Annotated in this window: 25 protein-coding genes; 16 read left to right on the plus strand and 9 right to left on the minus strand. The window is 54.1% G+C overall.

Features of this window, described 5'->3' with window-relative positions; genetic code table 11:
• Window positions 1-36 precede the first annotated feature (36 nt).
• The 6 genes from DCH402_RS01590 (at window position 37) to argD (ending at window position 6,714) form a co-directional block, all read left to right on the plus strand.
• Window positions 37-2,001 (plus strand): PatA/PatG family cyanobactin maturation protease, encoded by a 1,965-nt coding sequence (locus DCH402_RS01590; protein ID WP_039999262.1) that lies wholly within the window; start codon window positions 37-39, stop codon window positions 1,999-2,001.
• Window positions 2,002-2,108: 107 nt separating this feature from the next.
• Window positions 2,109-2,258, plus strand: coding sequence for a hypothetical protein (locus tag DCH402_RS22750; protein ID WP_012768059.1), 150 nt, complete (start codon window positions 2,109-2,111; stop codon window positions 2,256-2,258).
• 342 nt (window positions 2,259-2,600) lie between these two features.
• On the plus strand, window positions 2,601-2,918 hold the full coding sequence (locus tag DCH402_RS20945; RefSeq protein WP_152486950.1) for a helix-turn-helix domain-containing protein: 318 nt from the start codon (window positions 2,601-2,603) through the stop codon (window positions 2,916-2,918).
• A gap of 448 nt (window positions 2,919-3,366) precedes the next feature.
• Window positions 3,367-4,572: a helix-turn-helix domain-containing protein gene (locus DCH402_RS01595; RefSeq protein ID WP_039999263.1), complete on the plus strand. Its 1,206-nt coding sequence runs from the start codon at window positions 3,367-3,369 to the stop codon at window positions 4,570-4,572.
• A 222-nt stretch (window positions 4,573-4,794) separates the two neighbouring features.
• Complete coding sequence (locus DCH402_RS01600; protein WP_040003297.1) at window positions 4,795-5,370, plus strand: aminodeoxychorismate synthase component II; 576 nt, start codon at window positions 4,795-4,797, stop codon at window positions 5,368-5,370.
• 120 nt (window positions 5,371-5,490) lie between these two features.
• Entirely contained in the window at window positions 5,491-6,714 is a 1,224-nt protein-coding gene (argD, locus tag DCH402_RS01605; protein WP_039999264.1) for a bifunctional acetylornithine/succinyldiaminopimelate transaminase, read from the plus strand.
• 111 nt (window positions 6,715-6,825) lie between these two features.
• Here the strand turns inward: argD and ulaR are convergent, their stop codons facing one another.
• The 3 genes from ulaR to ulaG all read right to left on the minus strand — a co-directional run bounded on the left by ulaR (window position 6,826) and on the right by ulaG (window position 9,719).
• Window positions 6,826-7,599: an HTH-type transcriptional regulator UlaR gene (gene ulaR / locus DCH402_RS01610; protein WP_012768065.1), complete on the minus strand. Its 774-nt coding sequence runs from the start codon at window positions 7,597-7,599 to the stop codon at window positions 6,826-6,828.
• A 97-nt stretch (window positions 7,600-7,696) separates the two neighbouring features.
• The gene (locus tag DCH402_RS01615; protein WP_039999265.1) at window positions 7,697-8,569 is read right to left on the minus strand and encodes an L-ribulose-5-phosphate 3-epimerase; all 873 of its coding nucleotides are present in this window, start codon (window positions 8,567-8,569) and stop codon (window positions 7,697-7,699) included.
• 82 nt (window positions 8,570-8,651) lie between these two features.
• A complete protein-coding gene (gene ulaG / locus DCH402_RS01620) occupies window positions 8,652-9,719 on the minus strand; it encodes an L-ascorbate 6-phosphate lactonase (RefSeq protein WP_039999272.1) in 1,068 nt (355 codons plus the stop codon).
• A gap of 542 nt (window positions 9,720-10,261) precedes the next feature.
• Here ulaG and DCH402_RS01625 point away from each other — a divergent pair.
• The 4 genes from DCH402_RS01625 (at window position 10,262) to DCH402_RS01640 (ending at window position 14,043) form a co-directional block, all read left to right on the plus strand.
• Window positions 10,262-12,010: a PTS ascorbate-specific subunit IIBC gene (locus DCH402_RS01625; protein ID WP_039999274.1), complete on the plus strand. Its 1,749-nt coding sequence runs from the start codon at window positions 10,262-10,264 to the stop codon at window positions 12,008-12,010.
• Between the two features lie 46 nt (window positions 12,011-12,056).
• Window positions 12,057-12,533: a PTS sugar transporter subunit IIA gene (locus DCH402_RS01630; protein ID WP_039999276.1), complete on the plus strand. Its 477-nt coding sequence runs from the start codon at window positions 12,057-12,059 to the stop codon at window positions 12,531-12,533.
• A gap of 42 nt (window positions 12,534-12,575) precedes the next feature.
• A complete protein-coding gene (locus DCH402_RS01635; RefSeq protein WP_039999278.1) occupies window positions 12,576-13,268 on the plus strand; it encodes an L-ribulose-5-phosphate 4-epimerase in 693 nt (230 codons plus the stop codon).
• Window positions 13,269-13,398: 130 nt separating this feature from the next.
• Window positions 13,399-14,043 (plus strand): 3-keto-L-gulonate-6-phosphate decarboxylase UlaD, encoded by a 645-nt coding sequence (locus DCH402_RS01640; protein WP_012768071.1) that lies wholly within the window; start codon window positions 13,399-13,401, stop codon window positions 14,041-14,043.
• Between the two features lie 99 nt (window positions 14,044-14,142).
• Here the strand turns inward: DCH402_RS01640 and crp are convergent, their stop codons facing one another.
• Window positions 14,143-14,775 carry a cAMP-activated global transcriptional regulator CRP gene (crp, locus tag DCH402_RS01645; RefSeq protein WP_012768072.1) on the minus strand — a complete coding sequence of 211 codons (633 nt, stop codon included), beginning with the start codon at window positions 14,773-14,775 and terminating at the stop codon, window positions 14,143-14,145.
• Between the two features lie 376 nt (window positions 14,776-15,151).
• Between crp and DCH402_RS01650 the strand changes: the two genes are divergently transcribed.
• Window positions 15,152-15,559, plus strand: a complete 408-nt coding sequence (locus DCH402_RS01650) for an OsmC family protein (RefSeq protein WP_027710739.1) — start codon at window positions 15,152-15,154, stop codon at window positions 15,557-15,559.
• Between the two features lie 65 nt (window positions 15,560-15,624).
• Here DCH402_RS01650 and DCH402_RS01655 read toward each other — a convergent pair whose 3' ends face one another.
• The 3 genes from DCH402_RS01655 to DCH402_RS22710 all read right to left on the minus strand — a co-directional run bounded on the left by DCH402_RS01655 (window position 15,625) and on the right by DCH402_RS22710 (window position 17,036).
• Window positions 15,625-16,494, minus strand: a complete 870-nt coding sequence (locus DCH402_RS01655; protein WP_039999280.1) for a phosphoribulokinase — start codon at window positions 16,492-16,494, stop codon at window positions 15,625-15,627.
• Between the two features lie 141 nt (window positions 16,495-16,635).
• Window positions 16,636-16,866, minus strand: coding sequence for a YheU family protein (locus DCH402_RS01660; RefSeq protein ID WP_039999281.1), 231 nt, complete (start codon window positions 16,864-16,866; stop codon window positions 16,636-16,638).
• Entirely contained in the window at window positions 16,863-17,036 is a 174-nt protein-coding gene (locus tag DCH402_RS22710; protein ID WP_162531366.1) for a hypothetical protein, read from the minus strand. The genes DCH402_RS01660 and DCH402_RS22710 overlap by 4 nt, the downstream gene beginning before the upstream one ends.
• 119 nt (window positions 17,037-17,155) lie before the next feature.
• Between DCH402_RS22710 and DCH402_RS01665 the strand changes: the two genes are divergently transcribed.
• A complete protein-coding gene (locus DCH402_RS01665; RefSeq protein ID WP_039999282.1) occupies window positions 17,156-17,761 on the plus strand; it encodes a LysE family translocator in 606 nt (201 codons plus the stop codon).
• 65 nt (window positions 17,762-17,826) lie between these two features.
• Here the strand turns inward: DCH402_RS01665 and DCH402_RS01670 are convergent, their stop codons facing one another.
• A complete protein-coding gene (locus DCH402_RS01670; RefSeq protein WP_039999283.1) occupies window positions 17,827-19,746 on the minus strand; it encodes an ABC transporter ATP-binding protein in 1,920 nt (639 codons plus the stop codon).
• 123 nt (window positions 19,747-19,869) lie between these two features.
• On the opposite strand from DCH402_RS01670, the gene kefG reads away from it, so the two are divergent.
• The 4 genes from kefG (at window position 19,870) to slyD (ending at window position 23,219) form a co-directional block, all read left to right on the plus strand.
• Window positions 19,870-20,421: a glutathione-regulated potassium-efflux system ancillary protein KefG gene (gene kefG, locus DCH402_RS01675; protein ID WP_039999284.1), complete on the plus strand. Its 552-nt coding sequence runs from the start codon at window positions 19,870-19,872 to the stop codon at window positions 20,419-20,421.
• A 2-nt stretch (window positions 20,422-20,423) separates the two neighbouring features.
• On the plus strand, window positions 20,424-22,238 hold the full coding sequence (gene kefB, locus DCH402_RS01680) for a glutathione-regulated potassium-efflux system protein KefB (protein WP_039999285.1): 1,815 nt from the start codon (window positions 20,424-20,426) through the stop codon (window positions 22,236-22,238).
• A gap of 58 nt (window positions 22,239-22,296) precedes the next feature.
• Entirely contained in the window at window positions 22,297-22,491 is a 195-nt protein-coding gene (locus DCH402_RS01685) for a YheV family putative zinc ribbon protein (RefSeq protein ID WP_039999287.1), read from the plus strand.
• Window positions 22,492-22,640: 149 nt separating this feature from the next.
• Window positions 22,641-23,219, plus strand: a complete 579-nt coding sequence (slyD, locus tag DCH402_RS01690; protein ID WP_012768082.1) for a peptidylprolyl isomerase — start codon at window positions 22,641-22,643, stop codon at window positions 23,217-23,219.
• Between the two features lie 91 nt (window positions 23,220-23,310).
• Here slyD and eat read toward each other — a convergent pair whose 3' ends face one another.
• Window positions 23,311-24,693, minus strand: a complete 1,383-nt coding sequence (gene eat, locus DCH402_RS01695) for an ethanolamine permease (RefSeq protein ID WP_039999288.1) — start codon at window positions 24,691-24,693, stop codon at window positions 23,311-23,313.
• Window positions 24,694-24,735: the final 42 nt, after the last annotated feature.

Here is a 24,735-nt window from a genome sequence, read left to right on the forward strand (position 1 = left end):
CACCGGGGATTTTAAATTCCACATTCAGGAAAGAGAATGATGATGCACTCGTCGAACACTCATGAATTATTGATTGATGACCCGCTTTCTGGTTTACAGCAATTGGGGATAAATGGCGAGGGAATAAAAATCGGTATTATTGATGGCGCTATTGAAAATCATCATCCGATATTAAACCATTTAACCATTGAAGGCCTGTCTGCTCAGAAAGATAAAGGCACCTCTCACGGAACGGCGGTAAGCAGTATTATCGGTGGAAACGGTGTGGGTATTGCACCGGCGGTAACCCTGCTGAGTATTCCTGTCTTTCATGAGGATGAACAGGGAAATATTCATGGCTGTTCTGAGCGCACGCTTGCCAAAGCGATCCGTGATGCACGTTTGAAGGGGTGCCGTATTATTAATGTCAGCGGTGCATCATTATCCGTTAATGGCAAGGGCACCGATGAATTACGCAAGGCTATCGATGATTGCGAAAAAGAAGGGGTATTGATCGTTGCGGCTGTCGGTAATGAAGGCCGTAATAGTGAATCATTACCTGCGTCGATGGATTTTGTCCTGGCTGTTGGCGCTTGTGATAAAGCAGGATTGCCGGCCTCATTTAATAACTACGGATTAAAACTGAGAAAGAAAATGTTGCTGGCATCCGGTGTCTCTATTCCTGTTGCTACGCCGAATTATGATCTGTCTGTTGTTTCTGGCAGCAGTTTTTCCGCCCCGGTGGTGTCGGCAATATCGGCATTAATCATGAGGGCGATGAATATAGTAAACGATCGTCGTGCGTCAAAAATGATTCGGGAGCGGCTGTTTAATACCGCGACCCCACTTGTGTTGTCAACGGCAGCTAATCGGGAGTCGGTTATATACCGATTAAATATTCAGAAATTATTCCGGCAAATAGCACAGGAATTTTATCACCAACCACCCAAAAGGATCATGACCATGTCAACTGAAGAAAAAAATATTGAGCCTGCCGCCGTGGAGCTGCTGGTTCCCTCTATTATCGATGCCCAGCAGGATATTCAGGATGTTGAGTCTGACGATGATACCGTACTGGCACCTTCCAGCCTGAATACTGAAGTGAGCATTCCATCGCGCGATGCCGGTTTGTCATTACCCAAAATCCATGATCCGGCGGCCAATCATTATGTGCATGCCCCGGTTCGCCGGATTATGCCGCAGTCTTCGTCATTGGATGCGCGCACGATACGTGATCAGGAAAAGATCTTTGTTATCGGTCAGGTCGGTTATGACTTCGGTACTGAAGCCCGGCTGGATTATTTCACCCAGGTGATGGGGAATAAAAGCGGTTATCCGTTTGATCCGGTGCAAATGGCCGAGCACCTGAATACCGGCGACAATGCGGAGCAATCCAACGCGTTAATCTGGACATTAAAAATCGATGGCATTCCGGTTTATGCCATTAAGCCCGATGCGCAATTCGCCGTGCTGGAATATGCCCGTTTGGTGGAATTCCTGTATGAACAGGAAACCAAAGGTGTGGAGCGTGTTTCTATTGCCGGCATTATCAGTGGTGAAACCCGCTTGTTCAACGGCCAGGTGATTCCAACGATAAGCCCGGTACTGCGAGGCATGTTCAACTGGGAGTCTCAGGATATTTCGAAGATGCTGATGGGGGAAAGCGCCATGGGCACGTCGAAATCCAAAGAGTTGATCAACTTCATCAACCGTATTTATTACGAACTGCGTAATCGTGGTTATGAGTCGAATGAACGCGCGATTAACTATGCGGCGACCAACGCCTATCAGATGAAAGAAATTTTTGATGATGCGTTTGCCGAAGGATTATTCCTGAACAAGATCAGCGCGGAACGCAGCCCGGTCAGCCGTCCGGAGTCGGATTGCTGGGACGTGGTGCTGGAATTCTTCAACCCGAAAGAACGTCTCACCGCGGCGCGTAAACTCTATCGCTATACCATTGACGTGAGCGACGTTATGCCGGTCACCATCGGCACGCTGCGCAGCTGGCACGCTTATTAATATCAGCTGGCCGATAACCGTTTATTTTTAGATTTGCCGCCGATTGGGGGCATTAACCTGGGGATATCCCCAAAATACAATGCAAATATACTCAAGGAGAATTAACCATGAAACTTCCAACTCAAGCACAGAATGTCAACCGCGCCAACCGTGTTGCTGAAGCCAAAGCTTCCGGCGTTAACCCGGCTTTCTGGGGTGAAGCGCTGAAACTGCTGAAAAAAGCAGGCCAGGGCGCACTGAGCGGCGTACTGAGTTAATCGGCAATGGTGCATGACCTTATGGTCATGCACCATTCTTCATAATAAAAATACTGAGATGTCTTTTAGCGTTAATTGTGTTGTCAAAATCAGGGGATATTACGTTCGATAAATGTAAATTATAACGCATTAATAGGTTTTATTGTGGTTTGGCATGATTGAAGTGCATCGGTAGCGGTGTACTGTGAGTACGATAGATAATAATGCCCGCCATGCTTGAGATATGTGGTTCAATACACAAAGCGTTCTGTCCCGCAACTCGAATCATTTAGGGTATAGAAATAAAACCATGAAAAAGCGTATTGATGTTTATTACAGAGGGTAATGTATGTCTAATAATGGATTTCTGGTGAACACCGCAGTAATCAAAGATCTCAGGTTAAAAAAAAATTAAGTCAGGAGGAGTTATCGGAACAGAGTCTTGAATCGAAGTGTTATATCTCTATCTCTACAATAAAAAGAGCGGAGTTGGGTAAACCGATTTCCAGACAAACACTGTGTAAATTGGCAAGATTCTTTGACGTCGCTGTGGAAAACCTGGTATTGCAATCACATGAACGGGGTTCCCGTGACGCGGATTATGACGAATACCAATGTCTCGCTTTTATCTTTGCTGGTTTATATAAGATGTTAATAATCAATGAGGCGAGCAAGACCTGATTGTGGATATAGAAATAATACTTTAATAGCCTGGCTTTTATCTCGAAATATTTCTGATATGGTGTGATATTATGAAATAAAAAATTGTCTGTGCTGGTAATGTAATAATATTAACATTTTTTAACGGCATATTGATTTTGCAGGGAATGCATTTATTTTTTATCCCAATAAATACGGTGATAATAAATAAAAATGAGTAAAGGGATTTACTTTATTTTACCAGGGGTTTATTCAACACGCCTTCCAACAGCATTCTTGGTTTTATTGTCGTAATAGCGGTTGAAATGAAATGACGATGTTATGCCTGCACCTATTTCCTGTACAGGATCGTTGGCTTGTTCGCCTTAACTGAGAAACTATTCGATGAGTTGTGGCAAACAGCGTCATTTCTTATGAAGGAGCACATGATGCAATGTGCGCTGGCAGGAGTTAACGAAAGGATTTTCCCGTGAAAACAGAGAATATACTACCTGGTAAACTGAAAAATATTCCTGCCGAAAAAATACCCCTCACGGGTTATTCGGTTGGACGGCATATTCCAGAATTCATCTTTTTACCCTCGGCGCTGCGTGAGCAGATCGATCGGTTAATGCTATCCGGCAGGCCGATTTTACTTTATGGCGAGCCTGGTGCTGACCTGTCCGATATCACGGGCTATATTCGCGCCAGACTCCAGGCCTCTCAGGGGCGTTATATCGAGCTGAGCGGCGAGGGTGACCCGATACAACGGCTGGCGGATATGCTTGGCGCTATTCCTGACGATCGTCGGCTGACGCTGTGTATCCCCGGTTTTGATACGCTGACTGAGCAGCAACAGCAGAAGCTGCTGGCGCAATTACAAAACGAGTATGCCGGGCGCAATGAGCTGCGTTTGGTGTTCGGGTTTCTCTCCCCCCAAGCTGAACGCGGGACAATGCCGACACAACCCGGTGCGCAATGGGTATCGACGTTTGGATGCCAGTTGCTGCCGGTGCCGGCCCTGAAAGGCCGAACACCGGATATTGCCGAGTTGGTGCATGCCGCCTGGCAGGCGTATCGCCAGTCGGTCCGGCAGACGTTGCATCCCGACGTGCTGTTCCATCTGCACCATTACGACTGGCCCGGCAATGTGCGGCAGTTATGGCACAGTGTCGCCCGGTTGTTGATGCTCAGCGATGACGAGGAAATTAGCCTGGCGCAGGCCGGCCGTATTCTGCCGCATATCGTGCCCCAGGAGGCAGTGGCGCTGGCGCGTGAACATCGGCGGATTAACCGCTCACTGTGTGATGCGGTATTGGGCCGTGATCAGGACGCGTTACAACAGTTTCATCCGTCGGTAATCAAGGCGCTGTTGTATCTGGGCGAACATTTTCAGCGTGAAGTCACGCTGATTGAACTGGCGGAAAATTCTCATATTAGCCCGTCGCATCTCTCGTATTTGCTCAAGCACAGCCTTGGGCTATCGTTTAAACAGGTTCTGAATCAGGCCCGCATTTTCTATGCCTGCCAGCGGCTGGAATGCCATCCCATGAGCCGGATTACCAATCTCTATCTGGATTGTGGTTATGGCGATCTCAGCCATTTTGAAAAGATGTTTAAGCGCTATACCGGTGTTACGCCCATCGAGTTTCGAAAGCAATTCAACCCGGTGGTGCTGCGTAATGAAACCGGGTGATCGCCTGGCGTGTCGTTTTCACTTTCCCGGCCATGGTATGGCCGGGTTTTTCTCATTATGCGGCGGGTTTCTTTATTTACGTTCTTTTTCGGTTGTTTCCGCCCCACATCTGGACAAGCGCCTCTCAACTCTGCAGACTCGGCACATTCATTCGGCATCAGCCGCCATTGGTGTGATGTCAGCGACGCGTATCGCGTCATTCTCCTGCTGATCAATAAAGATATGCTGCTACTTATCGATAACTACGACTCCTTTACCTACAACCTGTATCAGTATTTTTGTGAGCTGGGTGTTCAGGTGCAGGTCAGGCGTAACGATACGCTGACGCTGGCCGACATAGAGCAACTCTCGCCGCAGCAACTGGTGATTTCTCCGGGCCCCTGCACGCCGGACGACGCCGGAATTTCACTGGCGGCTATTCGCCATTTTGCCGGTAAATTGCCGATTCTGGGCGTGTGCCTCGGGCATCAGGCGCTGGGACAAGCCTTTGGTGCACGGGTGGTGCGTGCGCGTCAGGTGATGCACGGTAAGACGTCGCCGGTACGGCATACCGATCGCGGCGTATTCGCCGGGCTGGCAAACCCGCTCACCGTTACCCGCTATCATTCGCTGATTCTGGAAAAAGATACCTTGCCCGACTGTCTTGAGGTGACGGCCTGGACCGAGAACGGCGGCGATATCGATGAGATCATGGGGGTGCGGCATCGTACATTGCCGCTGGAAGGCGTTCAGTTTCATCCGGAAAGCATCCTTAGTCAGCAAGGGCACGCGTTGCTGAAAAATTTCCTTGATTTATAGGTGGATAGCTAAGGTAAGTTCGCAGGCATCGGATTAATGATTGCCTATTTTTGATTTTTTATGCATATTTATTGACTATATTTTCATTCGTGACAACGGGATATGACAACGGGGCAGCAAATGGCGACAGAGAAAGCAGCAGTAACTCGGGATACTTACGATAAGGTAATTCTTCCGGTTTATGCACCCGCGCAGTTTGTGCCGGTAAAAGGCAAAGGGAGCCGTGTCTGGGATCAACAGGGCAAAGAGTATATTGATTTTTCCGGCGGCATCGCGGTAACGGCGCTGGGCCATTGCCATCCGGCGCTGGTGGCGGCGTTGAAAGAGCAGGGTGAAACCTTGTGGCACACCAGCAACGTATTCACCAATGAACCGGCGCTGCGTCTCGCCACTAAACTGATCAACGCCACCTTTGCCGACCGCGTATTTTTCGCCAACTCTGGCGCGGAAGCCAACGAAGCCGCGTTCAAACTGGCGCGCCATTACGCTATTACCCGTCATAGCCCGTACAAAACCAAGATAATCTCGTTTTACCAGTCGTTCCACGGTCGTACGCTGTTTACCGTATCGGTCGGCGGTCAGCCGAAATACGCCGATGGTTTCGGCCCGAAACCGGCGGATATCGTGCATGTGCCGTTCAATGATCTGGCGGCGGTAAAAGCGGTGATGGACGACCACACCTGCGCAGTGGTGCTGGAGCCGATTCAGGGCGAAGGCGGCATTACGCCGGCAACGCCGGCCTTCCTCAACGGCGTGCGCGAGCTGTGTGATCAGTATCAGGCACTGCTGGTGTTTGATGAAGTGCAGTGCGGCATGGGCCGCAGCGGCAAGCTGTTCTCTTATATGCACTACGGCATCACGCCGGATATTCTGACCACCGCCAAAGCGCTGGGCGGCGGTTTCCCGATAAGCGCCATGCTGACCACGGAAGAGATAGCCTCGGTGATGGCGGTCGGTACGCATGGTACGACTTACGGCGGCAATCCGTTGGCTTGTGCGGTGGCGGAAGCGGCGTTGGATGTGATCAATACGCCGGAAGTATTGTCGGGCGTGGTCGATCGCCATGCGCGCTTCGTGTCTGCGCTGGAGCGCATCAACGCCCAGTACGGCATTTTTGATGAAATTCGTGGCATGGGCCTGCTGCTGGGCGCACAGCTGAAACCGGCCTGGCATGGCCGCGCCCGGGATTTTCTGGCGGCCTCGGCGGATCTGGGGTTGATGATTTTGGTGGCGGGGCCGGATGTGATCCGCTTTGTGCCGTCGCTGGTGATTACCCCGGAAGAGATCGACCAGGGGATGGCACTGTTTGAAAAAGCGGTGGCGCAGGTAGTGAAGGGCGCGTAAACGGCGTTTTTCCTCGTACGCCAGCACGTCCTGCGAAGAGTATGAAGCAAAAGAGGGTGGCCGACGGTCACCCTCTTTGTTTTATGCTGCCCTGCGCTGGTGGGGAACGGGTCACACCAACATGACCTTGACCCCTTTGTCACGCAGTTGGGCGATGACGTGTTGGTCGGCGTCTTTACCGGTGATGAGAATATTGATCCGGTCGGACGCGCAAAACAGCATACCGGCGCGTTGCCCTATCTTGCTGCTGTCGGCCAGCACCACCAGTTGGCCGATGTGATTAAGCATTTTTTGCTCGGCCATGGCCGTCAGCATGTCCATTTTGTACAGGCCGTCTGCGGTGATTCCTTTACCGCTGGTGAACATCCAGTGCCCGGCGTAAAGGGAAGAGATTTCGTCCTGTGGCGCAAGGGTAATGGACTGGGATTTATTGTACTGGCCGCCGATAATCACCACGCCGTCGTGGTCGTGTTCAATCAGGTAGTTCGCCAGCGGAAAATAGTTGGTGATGACTTGCACATCCTGCCCGCAAATTTCCTGGCCCAACACGAAGGCGGTCGAGCCGCAATTGATAACCGCGCTTTCGCCCGGTTTGATCAGGGCGGCAGCCGCCTGAGCGATACGTACTTTTTCACTGTGATTGGAAAACTCACCGCGATTCACACTCTCATGGCTGTTGAGCGGCGACCAGTGGGCTTTGGTTTGCGTAAGCGCTTCTGCACCGTTGCGCACCTTACGCAGCTTGCCGGAATCGTTGAGTTTATTGACATCACGGCGAGCGGTAGCCGGCGAAATATCAAAGGCCTGCATGATACCTGTGATCGACAGATGGCGTTTTTGATTGAGCAATTCCAGGATGGCGCTGTGGCGCTGAGCTTCTGTCATATCGTGCCTGATAGTGATTGAATCTGATTTTTTTATGATTATATCCTGCATGCGCATGAATGACAGCCGTTCCTGAGATTCTTTTGACGACATCGAATTACGCCAACGCCAGACCGGCTTCACGACCTATTTCGGCCAGACGCGAACGTGCCAGTTTCAGGTTATCGGCCCACAGTTCGTCTTTGGCCCACATCTCCAGTACCAGCGGGCCGTTGTAGCCCATTTCGGCCAGCGTCCGGAAGATGGCGGCAAAATCGACCTCGCCTTCGCCAATCACTAAATCACGGAATTGCCCCTGACTGTGCGTGGAGACCTTGCGGGTGTCTTTGAGGTGGATCTGCACGATGTGATCGCAACTCAGTTTCAGTTCGGTACAGATGTCGTAGTTCCAGCCGGTGATGTTGCCCACGTCCGGATAAGCCATAAAGTAAGGCGAAGGGATGGCTTTTTTCAGCACCTCAAATTTGCTCAGAGAATTGAGGTACGGCGTATCCATGATTTCAACCCCCAGCATGACGCCGGCGCGTTCGGCCATGCGGGTGGCGGTTTTCATTCCGTCGATAAAATGCTGGTGCGTCTCGGCGGATGGCGACTCGTAGTAGACGTCATAGCCCGCCAGTTGGATGCAGCGAATACCCAGTTTGTAGGCGAGGTTGATCGCTTGTTCCATGATCTCATGGGCTTTTTTACGGATAGCCGGGTCGTGTGAGCCGAATGGAAAACGGCGGTGTGCGCTCAGGCACATGGACTGGAGCGGGAAATTGTTTTGCTCGCACAGGTGACGGAGCTGGTAAGTTTCGCTATCACTCCACGCCAGCCGCTGCAATTTTTCGTCTGATTCATCGACTGAAATTTCGATGAAGTCAAAACCCAGTTCTTTGGCGACCAGAATCTTCTTTTCCCACGTCAGTGCGGCGGGTAACGCCTTTTCGTAGAGCCCGAGGCGAAAGGGCTTGTCAAAGTTATGCATGATGCTCGCTTCTTGCTGTTATGCCCGACTGTACGTGCCGCAAGGCCATGAATGTCCACATGGCCTGCGGCAGGGATGTGCTTTACAGGAAAGACTTGTAGGGCAACTCCGGTTCATCGACGAAGATGTCGTCAAAGCCGCGTGGGTGCTGGTAGTGCAGCTTGTTTTTATCGGTCGGGAAGGTGTATTTGCCGCCAACCTGCCAGAAGAACGGGCGGAAGCCGTAACCAAGCCGGTCTTTCTTCATATTCCACAACACTTCGATTTCACGCGGGTCGCTCTGGAAGTTGGCCCAAATATCGTGATGGAACGGGATGACCACCTGGGCGTTGAGCGATTCGCCGGCGCGCAGAATGTCCGATGAGGTCATTTTGTCGGTCACGCCACGCGGGTTCTCGCCGTAGGAAAGCAAGGCGACGTCGATCTGATAGTCGTTGCCGTGTTTGGCGTAGTAGTTGGAGTAGTGAGAATCGCCGGAGTGATACAGGTTACCGCCGGAGGTTTTGACCAGATAGTTGACGGCCCGATCGTCCATGCCATCAAGAATGCTCTTGTCTTTTGACGATACGCCGGCCGGCAGCGTCACCAGCGCGGTGCGGTCAAACGCATCCAGAACCTGAATCACGATGTCGCCGACCGGAATCTCATCGCCGACTCGCGCCACGATGCAGCGTTCAGCCGGGACGCCCCAGCGTTGCCAGAGTTCTACGCAGGCTTTGGGGCCGATGAATTTCACGTGGGAACCGCAGTTTTTCAATACGGCGGCCGCTACATTGACATCGATGTGATCGGCATGGTCGTGAGTCGCCAGTACCGCGTCGAGCTGTTTGATGCCGAAGGGATCGAGTACGAACGGCGAGGTTCTCAGGTTGGGTTGCAGCTTGCGAACCCCGCCCATGCGCATCATCTGGTGCTGTTTGTTCATATAGGGATTGGCGTGCGTTTTCTTGCCGGTGCCGCACCAGAAATCGATGGAGATATGGGTATTGCCGGCTGATTTCAGCCAAATGCCGGTGCACCCCAACCACCACATGGCAAAGGTATCCTGCTTAACTTCTTCCTGCTCAATCTCTTCGTTTAACCACGAGCCCCATTCAGGGAAGGTGCTCAGTATCCAGGATTCACGGGTGATCTCATCAATCTTGCTCATCGGACGTACCTTTCTGGTTTGGATGCCGCACTGCGCTGGCGAACCCGACAGCGGGTCATCGGATAATGACATGGCGCACATGACTGCGCGTCTATGATTGGTCGTGATTTTTTGTGACTATATCAACGGCTTTTTTGATTATCAATGATTGTCGTGATTATTTTGTGATATGGACAAAACTTTTCCTGTGCGAAACCCGCGGGTTTTTATTTATTATTTTGTTTTATTTGATTTTTTATTTATTGGGTAAGCAGAAAAAAGCGTGCGATATCGCTGGATGACAGGAGAAATCATTCGCAAATGTGAGCTTTTTTCAATCTGAATACCGCAATGAAGAGATTTTTATGCGCAAGACATTCATCACAAAAAATCATTTTTTGATGAAATATGATTGTTTTTGAGTTTATCAGGGCGGGGGCCAATGTTGTCCACCGTCCACGGAATGAAAGCAAGCCATATCTGGACGGGTGGGGACGTAGTCCACTACTCCAATAGCAATCCAATAGCAGTGTCATTGTCCTCATTTTGGACGGAGCAACGTTATGGAAACCCTCTACAGCATTTTTTACATTTTCTACAGCCAGGTGATGACTAAAGCCCCGTTATTGCTGGGGCTGGTAACGTGCATCGGTTATCTGCTGCTCCGGCGTGACGGTACGACGGTGATTAAAGGAACGGTCAAAACCATCGTCGGCTTTATGCTGGTGCAAGTCGGGTCGACCACACTGGTATCCGGTTTCAAGCCGGTGATCGACAAAATCTCCGAGTATCACCACCTGACCGGTTCGGTTATCGACCCTTACACCACCATGATGGCGACCATGGAAACCATGGGGAGCCGTTACTCCTGGGTGGGGTATGCGGTGTTGCTGGCGCTCGGCCTGAATATCCTGCTGGTGGTATTCCGGCGCATCACCGGCATTCGCACCATCATGCTGACCGGCCACATCATGTTTCAGCAGGTGGGGCTGGTGGCGGTGTTCTACGTGGTGATGGGGGCTTCCATGTGGGAAACCATCCTCTATACCGCGGTGATCATGGCGCTTTATTGGGGGATCTCGTCCAACATCATGTTCAAGCCGACCCAGGCTGTGACCGGCGGGGCGGGGTTTTCTATCGGTCACCAGCAGCAGGTGGCTTCCTGGGTAGCAACCAAACTGGCACCCAAACTGGGCGACAAAGAAGACAGCGTTGATCAGCTCAAACTGCCGAAATGGCTACACATTTTCCACGACAGCATTACCGCTACCGCCATTGTGATGACGGTTTTCTTCGGCATCATTCTGTTGTCGTTCGGTCTTGATAACCTGCAGAAAATGGCGGGCTCGACCCACTGGACCATTTATATTCTGGAAACCGGCCTTCGGTTTGCGGTGGCGATTCAGGTGATTGTGGCCGGGGTGCGTATGTTCGTGGCCGAGCTGTCCGAAGCGTTCAAAGGGATCTCCGAGCGCGTCATCCCCAATGCCGTATTGGCGATTGATTGCGCCGCTATTTATGCCTATTCCCCCAACGCGATGGTGTTCGGCTTCATTTGGGGCACGCTGGGACAGTTCCTGGCGGTGATCGGCCTGCTGTTGTTTAACGCATCCATCATGATCATCCCCGGCTTTATTCCGATGTTCTTCTCTAACGCCACCATCGGGGTATTTGCCAACCACTTCGGCGGCTGGCGGGCGGTAATGAAGATCTGTTTCGTTATGGGGATCATTGAAGTATTGGGTTCCGCCTGGGCGATTCAGTTGTTTACCCATAACGGCACCAGTTTTAACGGCTGGATGGGTATGGCGGACTGGGCGTTGGTGTTCCCGGCCATTATGCAGGGGCTGTCGTTCTCATCCCTGTTCTTCTTTGTGTTGCTGGCCGGCGCCGGCGTTTATATGTACTTCGCGTCACGCACCCTGCGTCAGGAAGAAGACCGCGCACAACCTGCCGCCGCCGCCGCTGCTGATGCCGAGCCGGTCGAATCACAACCGGCCATGCCGGCCGACGGACGCGCCGTGCGCATTCTGGCCGTGTGCGGCAACGGGCAGGGCTCTTCCATGATGATGAAAATGAAGATCGGCAAGTTTCTCGAACAACGGGGAGTACCGCACATCATGGACTCCTGCGCCGTGGCAGATTACAAATCCAAACTCTCGACCACCGACATCATCGTCTCGTCCAAACATCTGGCCGGAGAAATGCACCCCGGTGAAGGTAAGTTCGTATTGGGAGTACAAAACATGCTTAATCCGCAGTCGTTTGGCGACGAGTTGCTGGGGCTTATCAAGAAAAATTTTGCCGGTTAACCAATCACGCCTTCCCCTCTGCGAGGGGACAGGCAAGGAGACGCATATGAAATTCAAACAATCGTTAATCGACAATGACTCCGTGCTGCTTCACGCCAGTGCGGCGGACTGGCGCGAGGCCATCAAGCTTGGCACCGATATGCTGATTGCGTCCGGCGCCGTCGAGCCCCGCTATCACGAAGCGATTATCAGCAGTATCGAGAAAATGGGGCCTTATATCGTGATCGCTCCGCAATTCGCCATGCCCCATGCGCGGCCGGAAAACGGCGTCAACCGTACGGCGTTTGCGCTGGTGACGCTCACCGCACCGGTTAAATTCGAGGGAGAAGACGAGCCGGTGGATGTGCTGATCACGCTGGCGGGCAGTACCTCCGATGAGCATATGGAAGGGCTGATGGAAGTGACTCAGGTACTTGAAGACGAGCACAGCGACAGCGGAATCAACCTCGACAAGCTGCGGGCTTGCACCAGCCGGGAAGAGGTGTTCAGCGTCATCGATAAGGCGCTGGCCCAAACGGCATAAGCGGTAACAAGGCGCTCTGTAAGGGGCGCAGGAGAAACAACGATGTATCAGCAACTGAAAGCTATCGTACTGGACGCCAACCTGCTGCTGCCGCGTCACGGTTTAGTGACGCTGACCTGGGGCAATGTGTCGCAGATTGACCGCGAGCTGGGGGTTATCGCCATCAAACCCTCGGGGGTTTCCTACGAGCAGATGACCATCGACGATATCGTGGTGGTGGATATGAATGGGCGAGTGGTGGAAGGGCACCTTAATCCCTCCAGCGATACTGCCACCCATCTGGCACTTTACAGCGCGTTCGGCAATATCGGCGGTATTGTGCACACCCATTCGCGCCACGGCACCATCTGGGCACAGGCCGGTCGGGATATTCCGGCGCTCGGCACCACCCATGCCGATTATTTCTACGGTGATATTCCCTGTACCCGCCCGTTGAGCGAGGGCGAGATAGCCGATGATTATGAAAAAAATACCGGCCTGGTGATCGTGGAAGAATTTCAGCGCCGCGGTCTTGACCCGCTGGCGGTGCCCGGCGCGGTGATTACCGGCCATGCGCCGTTCTGTTGGGGGAAAAATGCGCTGGATGCGGTGCATAATGCACTGGTGCTTGAAGAAGTCGCCGCCATGGCGTTTTCGACCCGGCTGCTTAATGCGGACATTCATATTGATCAGGCGCTTTCTGATAAACACTATTTCAGGAAACACGGTGCCAATGCCTATTACGGCCAGCGCTGAATAGCCCGCACACGTAACATGATGTCATTGCAATAACGGCTTGAAATAAACAGTGGCAATCGGCCACGGGCTGCGCTCGCCCTCAAGTCAGAGATCCCGATATTTTCACGATTGGAAAGGAAATCGCATTATGACCAAACCTATGCTGCAAATTGCCCTTGATTCGACGGATTTGAGTACCGCTGTAGAGATTGCCGAACGTGTCGGCGGCTTTGTCGATATTATCGAAGTCGGGACGATTCTGGCTTTTGCCGAAGGGATGGCGGCGGTGCGTACCCTGCGTGAGCGTCATCCGAACCACATTATCGTTTGCGACATGAAAACCACCGACGGCGGCGCAATTTTGGCGCGCATGGCGTTTTCCGCCGGTGCTAACTGGATCACGGTGTCCGCCGCCGCGCACGTGGCCACTATCGCCGCCTGTAAGAAAGTGGCTGATGAATTCGGCGGGGAGATCCAGATTGAACTGTACGGCAACTGGAATCTGGATGACGCCAGACAGTGGGTTGCGATGGGGATTACCCAGGCCATTTACCACCGTTCCCGCGATGCGGAGCTGGCCGGCGTCAATTGGACTTCCGCCGATCTTGGCAGAATGCGTGCGCTGTCTGAGCTGGGGCTTGAGCTGTCGATTACCGGCGGCATCGTGCCGGAGGATATCCACCTGTTTGACGGCATCAGCGCCAAGGCGTTTATCGCCGGTCGCGCCCTCGCGTCTGAGAGCGGCAAAGCCACCGCAGAGGCGTTGCGTACCGAGATCAACAAGTACTGGTAAGACGCGAACGTGGATGCCAGACAGGTGCGTTAGGATGGTACAACGGTCTGAAACAAGGAGGGCGGCCAGATGGCCGCCCTGTCGGATGAGGGATGGGGATCAGCGCGTACCGTACACCACGATGGTTTTACCGTGGGCGGAGATCAGGTTTTGATCTTCCAGCATCTTCAGGATACGGCCGACGGTTTCGCGGGAACAGCCGACGATCTGGCCGATTTCCTGACGAGTGATCTTGATTTGCATACCGTCCGGGTGCGTCATGGCATCCGGCTGTTTAGCCAGGTTCAGCAAGGTCTGCGCGATACGACCGGTTACGTCGAGGAACGCCAGATTACCGACTTTCTGCGATGTAACTTGCAGGCGACGCGCCATCTGCGATGACAACCGCATCAGAATATCCGGGTTGACTTGAATTAGCTGGCGGAATTTCTTATAGGAAATCTCAGCGACTTCACAGGCGGTTTTCGCCCGCACCCACGCACTGCGTTCCTGCCCATCTTCAAATAAGCCAAGTTCGCCAATAAAATCGCCCTGATTCAGATAAGACAGAATCATTTCCTTGCCTTCTTCATCCTTGATTAGCACGGCAACCGAGCCTTTCACGATGTAGTAAAGCGTCTCTGCTTTTTCACCCTGATGAATAAGGGTGCTCTTCGATGGGTACTTGTGAATGTGGCAATGAGAAAGGAACCATTCGAGAGTCGGGTCTGTTTGCGGTTTGCCGAGAACCATTCGCTGTTATCCTCTGTTTGTAATTCACTGCGCAAATCACAGGGCTCAGAGTTCCCTGTACGGCGTGATAACATAGTTATAATTCAATTCCGTTCTGGCGGAATGACGTCAGGGAATATACTGAGGCTGTCTATACACGTCATATTCAGATTGCGGATGCGTTGGTCTGAATCATTCAGCGCATATCGGATGACGCCAGTAAGCCGGTGGCGGGCCTGACGAAGACTCAACACACGCGGTTACGCTTTTGTTTGTAACACAGGTTGAGTGTAGTGTCTCGTGTTGTCTCGCTTCAGCATGATTAAGCTCTGATTATCAGGCTTTTTTGTACATAAGCGGTGCAAAATTTCAAAAATAATTGATTGAGGACAAATTTATGCAGGCTCGGGTGAAATGGGTTGAAGGGTTGACGTTTCTGGGTGAATCCGCGTCCGGGCATCAACTGCTGATGGACGGCAACGCCGGCGACAAAGCGCCCAGCCCGATGGAAATGGTGCTGATGGCAGCAGGCGGATGCAGCGCCATCGATGTGGTGTCTATTCTGCAAAAAGGCCGTCACGATGTGGTGGATTGCGAGGTTCGCCTGACGTCGGAACGCCGTGAAGAGGCGCCGCGCCTGTTCACCGCCATTAACCTGCATTTTATTGTGACCGGCAAAGGGTTGAGCGATAAAGCCGTGGAGCGCGCGGTATCGCTGTCGGCGGAAAAGTACTGCTCGGTGGCGCTGATGCTGGAAAAAGCGGTTAACGTGACCCACAGCCATGAAGTGATCGCGCTGGACTAATGCGTCTGACTACGGCGGTTTGCTCCTGTTGCCGCCGCATCCTGCAAAGCCGCTACCGTCGGCTATTAATCAATTTTATTGCCTTCGATCAACCGCTGCACCAGCGGCATCATGATTAACTCCATCGCCAGCCCCATTTTGCCGCCCGGCACCACCAGCGTATTGATGTGGGAAATGAATGAGCCTTGCAACATCGCCAGCAGGTAAGGGTAATCAATATGGTCCAGACCCTGAAAGTGGATCACCACGAAACTTTCGTCCATCGAGGGAATGGCTTTGGCGGCGAACGGATTAGAGGTGTCTACCGTCGGCACGCGCTGGAAGTTGATGTGGGTACGGGAAAACTGCGGCGTGATGTAGGTGATGTAATCTTCCATTGAGCGCACGACGGAATCCATCACCGCCTCGCGGGAGTGACCGCGCTCGTTGATATCGCGCACCAGTTTTTGGATCCACTCCAGGTTGACGATCGGCACCACGCCCACCAGCAGGTCGACATGCTGCGCCACATCATGCTGGTCGGTGACCACGCCGCCGTGCAACCCTTCGTAGAACAGCAGGTCGGTCGGTTCCGGCATCGGTTCCCAGGGCGTGAAGGTGCCCGGCACTTGATTGTAGGGAATGGCTTCGTCGTAGGTGTGCAGGTATTTGCGGGTCTGGCCGGTGCCGCTGCGGCCGTATTCAATAAACGTGTGTTCCAGTTGGCTGAAATCGTTCGCTTCCGGCCCGAAATAGCTGATGTGGCGCCCCAGATCCCGCGCCTTGCGGATCGCCATGTCCATTTCCGGCCGGGTATAGCGGTGATAGCTGTCGCCATCCACCAGTGCGGCGCGCAGATTCAGTTGCTGGAAAATTTTGCGAAACGCCAGGCTGGTGGTGGTAGTCCCCGCGCCGCTGGAGCCGGTGACCGCGATAATCGGATGCTGGTGCGACATGGTGTGTAACCTCCGGTGAATGGGGCAATCTCCGGTAATCCGGTAAATAGGGGCAACCCCGGTCAGAGATATCTGAGCATTGTTAGCATGTTTATACCGCGGTGACACGCCAATTTACGTTTTTAACCGATTGATTCAGGGCTAATACCGCTCACCGCTGCTGAGCTGGCGGCGGGGCATGATATTGACGGTTTCATGCAGTTCCGACCATACCAGCACGACCTCGCCGTGTGCCAATTGTTGGCGTACGTCCGCGACTTTTTCGTCGAGCGTGCGCTCCTGCTCGCCGTAGTCGGTGCCTTCGCGCAGGACGAACGATTCAATCAGATTTTGCAGTGTTTCCGGTGCCAGTTCTTGCCAGGGAATGATCATGCGTTCTGCTCCAGATAAGGGGTGAACCAGCTTGGGGATCCGCTGTTCCAGCCACAACTCAGGCTGGTGCCATGTGCCGCCTGCACCGGCGCTTCACTCCAAGCGAGATCGATAAAATCCCCGTCCGGCAGGGGCTGAAAACACGTATTACGATAAGAAGAATGATTCATAAAAAGAGCGCCACGATGAAAAGAGGCCGCGATACCTGTTGCCGCATGGCGAAATACTTGTCTGCATCCTGTCTCGCTGCTAGGTTGAACGTCCCTTCAGTTATAAGGACCGCCGTTTCATGGAGCACGTCAGCCTGTTTCTTTCAATGCTCGGTTTCTTGTGGGTCGCCGCCATTACGCCGGGCCCCAATAATATGCTACTAACCGCCTCCGCCGCCAACTTTGGCGTATTACGCTCTATGTCGTTGATGCTGGGCATCATGATCGGGATGCAGATCATGCTGCTGCTGGTGGCGTTAGGGCTGGGCAGCCTGATCCTGCTTTATCCCTCGCTGCATCTGGCGTTGAAGGTGTTGGGCAGCGCCTATCTGCTGTGGTTGTCGTGGAAAATTGCTACGGCGGCTTATGAAAAACTCGACACGGATAGCGCGCCGCCGAAGCCGATTCCGCTGTATCAGGGCGGTTTGCTGCAATTTCTCAATCCCAAAGCCTGGTTGATGTCGCTGGGCGCCGTCGCGGGGTTCAGCCTGTCTGGCGACGGTTATGTCGGGTCGGTGGTGGCCATCAGCGTGGCGATGGTGTGCGTTAATCTCGTGGCCGGGATTATCTGGCTGGGGTTCGGCGCGATGATCGGCCGTTTGTTGCAAAGCCCGCGCGCCTGGAAGATATTCAATCTCGCCATGGGGTTACTGACGGCGACCTGCGTACTGATGATCTGGCATTAATCATCGTGAAGAGCGTCTGAACAGCGGGCCACCGTATTGCGCCCGCCGTTCAATCAGAATGGTGCTTACCCTTGGGCTTCGGCGTCGCGCAGCAACTGTTCCAGTTGTTCCTGCGCATCCAGCCAGGCCATTTCGGCATTTTCCAGCTCCGTCTTGGTCGCGCTTTGTTTTTGCAAACAGTCGGTCAGTTCATTTTTACGGCTGACGTCATAGAGCGCGCCGTCGGCAAGGCGTTCTTCTACTGTCGTCAGCGCGGCCTGCAGTTTCTCCATCTGTTGTTCCAGTTGGGTAATCTGTTTGCGCACCGGCTGAGTCAACGCGCGTAGCTCGGCATCGCGCCGCTTTTGATCTTTTCTTGATTGCGCACTGTTGGCGGCGTTTTCTTTGGGGGCGGAATCCGCGGCATTATCCTGCTTCTGCGCATCCAGCAACCATTGCTGATAATCCTCCAGATCGCCGTCGAACGGCTCGACCTTGCCGTCGTGCACCAGATAGAGATCGTCGGTGGTGGATCGGATCAGGTGACGATCGTGAGACACCACCACCAGCGCGCCTTCGAAGTCGATCAACGCTTCGGTCAGCGCCTGACGCATGTCGAGATCCAAATGGTTGGTCGGTTCGTCAAGCAGCAACAGGTTAGGGCGCTGCCAGACGATCAGCGCCAGCACCAGACGCGCTTTCTCGCCGCCGGAAAAGCGCTCGGTGGATTCGGTCACCTTGTCGCCCCGGAAGCCGAAACCGCCGAGATAGTCGCGCAACTGTTGTTCGGTCTCCCGTTCCGCCAGCCGGGTTAGGTGCTGCAACGGCGATTCGTCGGGACGCAGAAACTCCAGTTGATGCTGGGCGAAGTAACCGAGGCGCACGCCTTTGGCCAGCCCGATGTCGCCGTTGAACGGTTGAAGTTCGCCCGCCAGCAGTTTGATGAGCGTCGATTTGCCGGCGCCATTGTGACCCAATAACCCGATGCGTGAACCGGGCACCAGATTCAGCTTGATGGAGTCCAGAATCAGGCGGTCGCCGTAGCCGGCGCTGACTTTTTCCATCCGCAACAGCGGATTCGGCAACGCTTGTGGCTCACGAAAACTAAAGCGGAACGGGTTATCGACATGCGCCGGGGCGATAAGCTCCATGCGCTCCAGCATCTTGATGCGGCTCTGCGCCTGTTTGGCTTTACTGGCTTTGGCGCGAAAACGGTCGATGTAGTGTTGCAGATGGGTGACCCGCTCCTGCTGATGCTGATACATGGCCTGTTGCTGGGCCAGACGGGTAGCGCGTTGCTGTTCAAACGAGGTGTAGTTGCCGGTGTACTCGAACAGCGTTTCCTGCTCGATATGCAGGATCCGGTTGGCGATGGGATCAAGGAAATCCCGATCGTGGGAGATCAGCACCAGCGTACCGGGGTAATTCTTCAGCCATTTCTCCAGCCAGATCACTGCATCCAGATCCAGATGGTTGGTGGGTTCGTCGAGCAGCAGCAGGTCGGAACGGCAAATCAGCGCCTGCGCCAGGTTGAGGCGCATACGCCAGCCGCCGGAGAAATCGCTGACGGAACGTTGCAACTGCTCTTGCTGGAAGCCCAGCCCGTTGAGCAGGCTGGCGGCGCGGGACTGTATCGACCAGGCCTGAATCGCGTCCAGTTTACCGTGCAGTGTGGCGATGGCGTGGCCGTCGTTGCGGGCATTCGCCGCGTCCAGATCGGCTTCCAACTGGCGGAATTCGCGGTCTCCGTCTATCACGTAATCAATAGCCGAACGCGCCAGCGCCGGGGTTTCCTGATTGACCCATGCCAGTGCCCAGTTTTGCGGAAAGGTGACGCTGCCGCCGTCGGCGCTGATTTCCCCTTTTAACAGTGACAACAGGGTTGATTTGCCACAGCCGTTTTTACCCACCAGACCGACTTTTTGACCTGGATTGACGGTAGCGGTGGCGTTGTCCAGCAGTACCCGTGTACCGCGTCGAATTTGCAAGGAGGAGAAAACAATCATAACGCGCCAAATGTTCAAATATGTTAAATTAACGATCGGGTATCAGGACTGCCGTGTCCTGTCTATTGCTGTATCGCATGGTAGCCGAAAATACCTGCAATGACGACGCCCTGGAGGGGAATGATGTCGCAGCCACCAAAGATTTTGCTGCTGTTTGCCCATCCGGAATCTCAGGATTCTGTCGCGAATAAGCTGTTATTACACTCCGCCCGGCAGCTTGGGCATGTCACTGTGCACGATCTTTACGCTCACTACCCTGATTTTTTTATCGATATTCATCATGAGCAGCAGTTGCTGCGCGAGCATCAGTTGATCGTGTTTCAGCATCCGCTTTATACCTACAGTTGCCCGGCATTACTGAAAGAGTGGCTGGACAGGGTGTTGACGCGTGGCTTTGCCAACGGGGTAGGCGGCAATGCGCTGACCGGAAAGTACTGGCGTTCGGTGGTGACGACCGGCGAGCAACAAGACGTGTACCGTGCGTCAGGTGTGAATCGTTACACGATGGATGAAGTATTAAGGCCATTTGAAATGACGGCCGCCATGTGTCACATGCACTGGCTGCCGCCGCTGATTATCTATTGGGCGCGGCGATTGCCGCCTGATGTGTTACGGGAGCATGCTAAAGCCTATAGCAACTGGCTGACGTCGCCGTTTCCGCATGGGGAACCCTAAACATGGAAACCTCTTCTCTCTTGAACGCCGGGGTGCTGTTCCTGTTTGTCGCCGTGCTGATGGTGCCGATTGCGGCGCGACTGGGGATTGGCGCGGTGCTGGGGTATTTGCTGGCGGGGATCGCCATCGGCCCGTGGGGGCTGGGATTTATCCGTGACGTGGAAGCCATCCTGCATTTTTCCGAATTGGGCGTGGTATTCCTGATGTTTATCATCGGTCTGGAGCTGGATCCGGCCAAATTGTGGCGATTACGGCGGTCTATTTTCGGCACCGGTGCGGCGCAGGTGTTGCTGAGTGCGGCGGCGCTGGGCGGGGTGTTATATCTAAGCCGGTTCTCCTGGCAGGCGGCGCTGATTGGCGGCATTGGGTTGGCGATGTCTTCCACCGCCATCGCGCTGCAACTGATGCGTGAAAAAGGCATGAACCGCAACGAGTCCGGCCAGCTTGGTTTTTCGGTGCTGCTGTTTCAGGACCTGGCGGTGATCCCGGCGTTGGCGCTGATTCCGGTGCTGGCAGGGGTTCAGGGTGAACTGGATGACTGGAATCAGGTGGGGCTGAAGGTCGTGGCGTTCGGCGGGATGCTGATTGGCGGGCGTTATCTGGTGCGTCCGTTGTTCCGTTTTATCGCCGCGTCGGGCGTGCGCGAAGTGTTTACCGCCGCCTCGCTATTGCTGGTGCTGGGGTCGGCGTTGTTCATGGATGCGCTGGGTCTGTCGATGGCGCTCGGCACGTTTATTGCGGGCGTACTGCTGGCGGAAAGCGAATACCGCCACGAGCTGGAAATCGCCATTGAACCGTTCAAGGGCTTGCTGCTGGGGCTGTTTTTCATCTCGGTCGGTATGTCGCTCAATCTCGGCGTGCTGTACGCCAATATTCTGATGGTGTTGGCGGGTGTGGCGATCCTGGTCGTCGTGAAAGGGATAATCCTGTATCTGCTGGCGTGGTTGTATGGGCTGCGCTCCTCTGAGCGTCTGCAATTTGCCGGGGTGCTTAGTCAGGGCGGCGAGTTTGCCTTTGTGCTGTTTTCCTCCGCGGCGACATACAAGGTATTGAAAGGCTCGCAATTGCCGTTGTTGCTGGTGACGGTCACGCTGTCGATGATGGTCACGCCGTTACTGATGACGCTTATCGACAAACTGTTATCGCGTCGCTTCAACCATCAGGAAGAAGAGGATGAAACGCATTATGTCGAGAATGATCGCCCTCAGGTGATAGTGGTGGGATTCGGCCGGTTTGGGCAGGTTGTCGCCCGTTTGTTGATGGCGAATAAAATGCGTATCACGGTGTTGGACCGCGACATCAGCGCGGTGCGTTTGATGCGCACCTATGGCTATAAAGTGTATTACGGTGATGCGACCCAGCTCGAACTCCTGCGCGCCGCCGGCGCGGATCAGGCGCAGTCCATCGTGATTACCTGTGTGAACCCTGAACACTCGATGACGATTGTGCACTTGTGCCAACAGCATTTTCCTCATCTGGAGATTCTGGTGCGAGCCCGCGGCCGTGTGGAAGCCCATGAGTTGCTGAAGGCCGGCGTGACGCAATTCACGCGCGAAACATTCTCGAGTGCGCTGGAGTTGGGACGTAAAACCCTGGTTTCATTAGGGATGCATCCTCATCAGGCTTACCGGGCGCAACAGCATTTTCGGCGGCTCGACATGCGTATGCTGCGTGAGCTGATGCCTCAGCATAAAGGCGATGTGGCGCAGATTTCCCGCGTCAAGGAGGCTCGCCGCGAGCTTGAGGAGATCTTTGAGCGAGAAATGCAGCGCGAACGGCGTCGGCCGGATGACTGGGACGAACACGAAGAACACTAGGCGAATGTGCGGCGTACCGTGGTATGCCGCGAATGCAACAGGCTAACAGAGAATAACCATGCGCAAACGTTTTATTGCCGGAGCCGTGTGCCCGAAGTGCCATACGCAGGATACGCTGGCGGTGGGGCGCGAAGGCGACGATGAAGTGGTGGTGTGTGTGCACTGCGGCTATCAGCAAAGCCAGTCGGAGGCACCGCCCAAGGCTGCCACGCCACCCGCCGGTGAAATCATCGGCCTGTTTCGCCCAGAATAATCTGGCTTAAGACGGCTGCGATGGCGGTTGACCGCGAACGGTATGCAGATGGAAAAGGTCTTCCAGACAGTTTTTTATCCCGGGCAATACATGGGGATGTTTTTCCGCTACAATTTGCGCAAAATTGATTTCCAACGCTAGGAGATATCATGAAAGTAGCAAAAGACCTGGTGGTCAGCCTGGCCTATCAGGTACGTACGGAAGATGGTGTATTGGTTGATGAGTCTCCGGTGAGTGCGCCGTTGGACTATCTGCATGGTCATGGTTCGCTGATTTCCGGTCTGGAAAAAGCGCTGGAAGGCCGTGATGTAGGTGAGCGTTTTGACGTCAGCGTCGGCGCTAACGATGCCTACGGCGAATACGACGACAATTTGGTTCAGCGTGTGCCGAAAGACGTGTTCGTCGGTGTGGACGAGCTGCAGGTCGGCATGCGTTTCCTGGCTGATACCGATCAGGGTCCGGTGCCGGTAGAAATCACCGAAGTACAGGATGACCACGTAGTGGTTGATGGTAACCACATGCTGGCAGGCCAGAACCTGAAATTCAACGTAGAAGTGGTCGCTATCCGTGAAGCCACGGAAGAAGAGTTGGCGCACGGTCATGTACACGGTGCGCATGATCATGACCACGATCATGACGGTTGCTGCGGCGGCCACGGCCATGATCACGACCATGAACACGGTAAAGGTGGTTGCGGCGGTAACGGTGGTTGCGGTTGCCACCACTGATTTGCCCTTCCCTGAAAAGGCCGCGATTGCGGCCTTTTTTCTTGTCAGCCCATTACCACCTCCTTGGGAGGTGGTAATGGTTAAACGTCGGCTACTCCTTCCGTACCAGCATGGCGTCCTGTGGGGCGTTGTCGCGCTGGGTTCGGGTCATCAGAAAATAGCTGTAACCCGCCAGCATCAGCACAATAAACAAACCGCCGATCACCGGGTTGAACCACAGCATCGCGATCAGACACACCACCGACAGCACCAGCGCGATAGCCGGAATGAACGGATAACCCGGTGCGTGGAAAGTACGATGCAACTCAGGTTCGGTACGACGTAAACGGAACAGGCTCAGCATACTCATCATGTACATCACGTTGGCGCCGAATACCGCCATGGTGATCATCGCAGCGGTCAGGCTCATCCCCTGCAGGTTGATCCAACTGTCGCTGAAGATGGTGGCGATGCCGATCACGCCGCCGGTCAAAATAGCGCGGTGCGGTGTCTGGAAACGCGACAATTTCGCCAGACCGGCAGGCAGGTAGCCGGCACGAGCCAGTGCGAAGAACTGACGCGAATAGCCAAGGATGATGCCGTGGAAACTGGCGATGAGCCCGAACAGACCGATCCACACCAGCATGTGCATCCAGCCGGAGTTTTCGCCTACCACCGCTTTCATCGCCTGCGGCAGCGGGTCGTTGATGTTGGATAGGGTCCGCCAGTCGCCGACGCCGCCGGCCATGATCATCACCCCGAGCGCCAACACTACCAGCGTGATAATACCGCTGATGTAAGCTTTGGGGATGGTGCGCTGTGGGTCTTTGGCTTCTTCGGCCGCCATGGCGGCGCCTTCTATTGCCAGAAAGAACCAGATGGCGAAAGGAATGGCCGCGAAGATACCGGAAATCGCCGGGCCGCCGAAATCATTGCTGCCGGCCCAGCCGTTGGCAACGAAATGGCTGATGCTGAAACCCGGCGCGACGACGCCCATGAACACCAGCAATTCGATGACCGCCAACACGGTAACAAACAGCTCAAACATCGCCGCCAGCTTGACGCCCAAAATGTTCAGGGCCATGAAGATGAGGTAAGCGCCGGTGGCGGCATAGCGCGGATCCAACGACGGGTACTGCACGTTGAGATAAGCGCCGATAGCCATGGCGATCGACGGCGGAGCGAACACGAACTCAATCAAGGTCGCCATACCGGCAATTAGACCACCGGTTTCGCCAAAGGCGCGACGGCTATACGCGAATGGGCCGCCGGCATGAGGAATGGCGGTGGTCAGCTCGGTAAAGCTAAAAATGAAGCAGGTATACATGGCGGCGATAATCAGCGTGGTAACGAGAAAGCCCAGCGTTCCCGCCACGCCCCAGCCGTAACTCCAGCCAAAGTACTCGCCGGAAATCACCAGGCCGACGGCAATTCCCCACAGATGAAGCGTACCCAGGGTGGGTTTTAACTGCGTGGGTTTTAACTGCATTGTCATGACGGTCTCCCCTACAAGATGTGGGATGAAAACGGCTGCTTT

The organism is Dickeya chrysanthemi NCPPB 402 (assembly GCF_000406105.1).
Classification (GTDB): domain Bacteria; phylum Pseudomonadota; class Gammaproteobacteria; order Enterobacterales; family Enterobacteriaceae; genus Dickeya; species Dickeya chrysanthemi.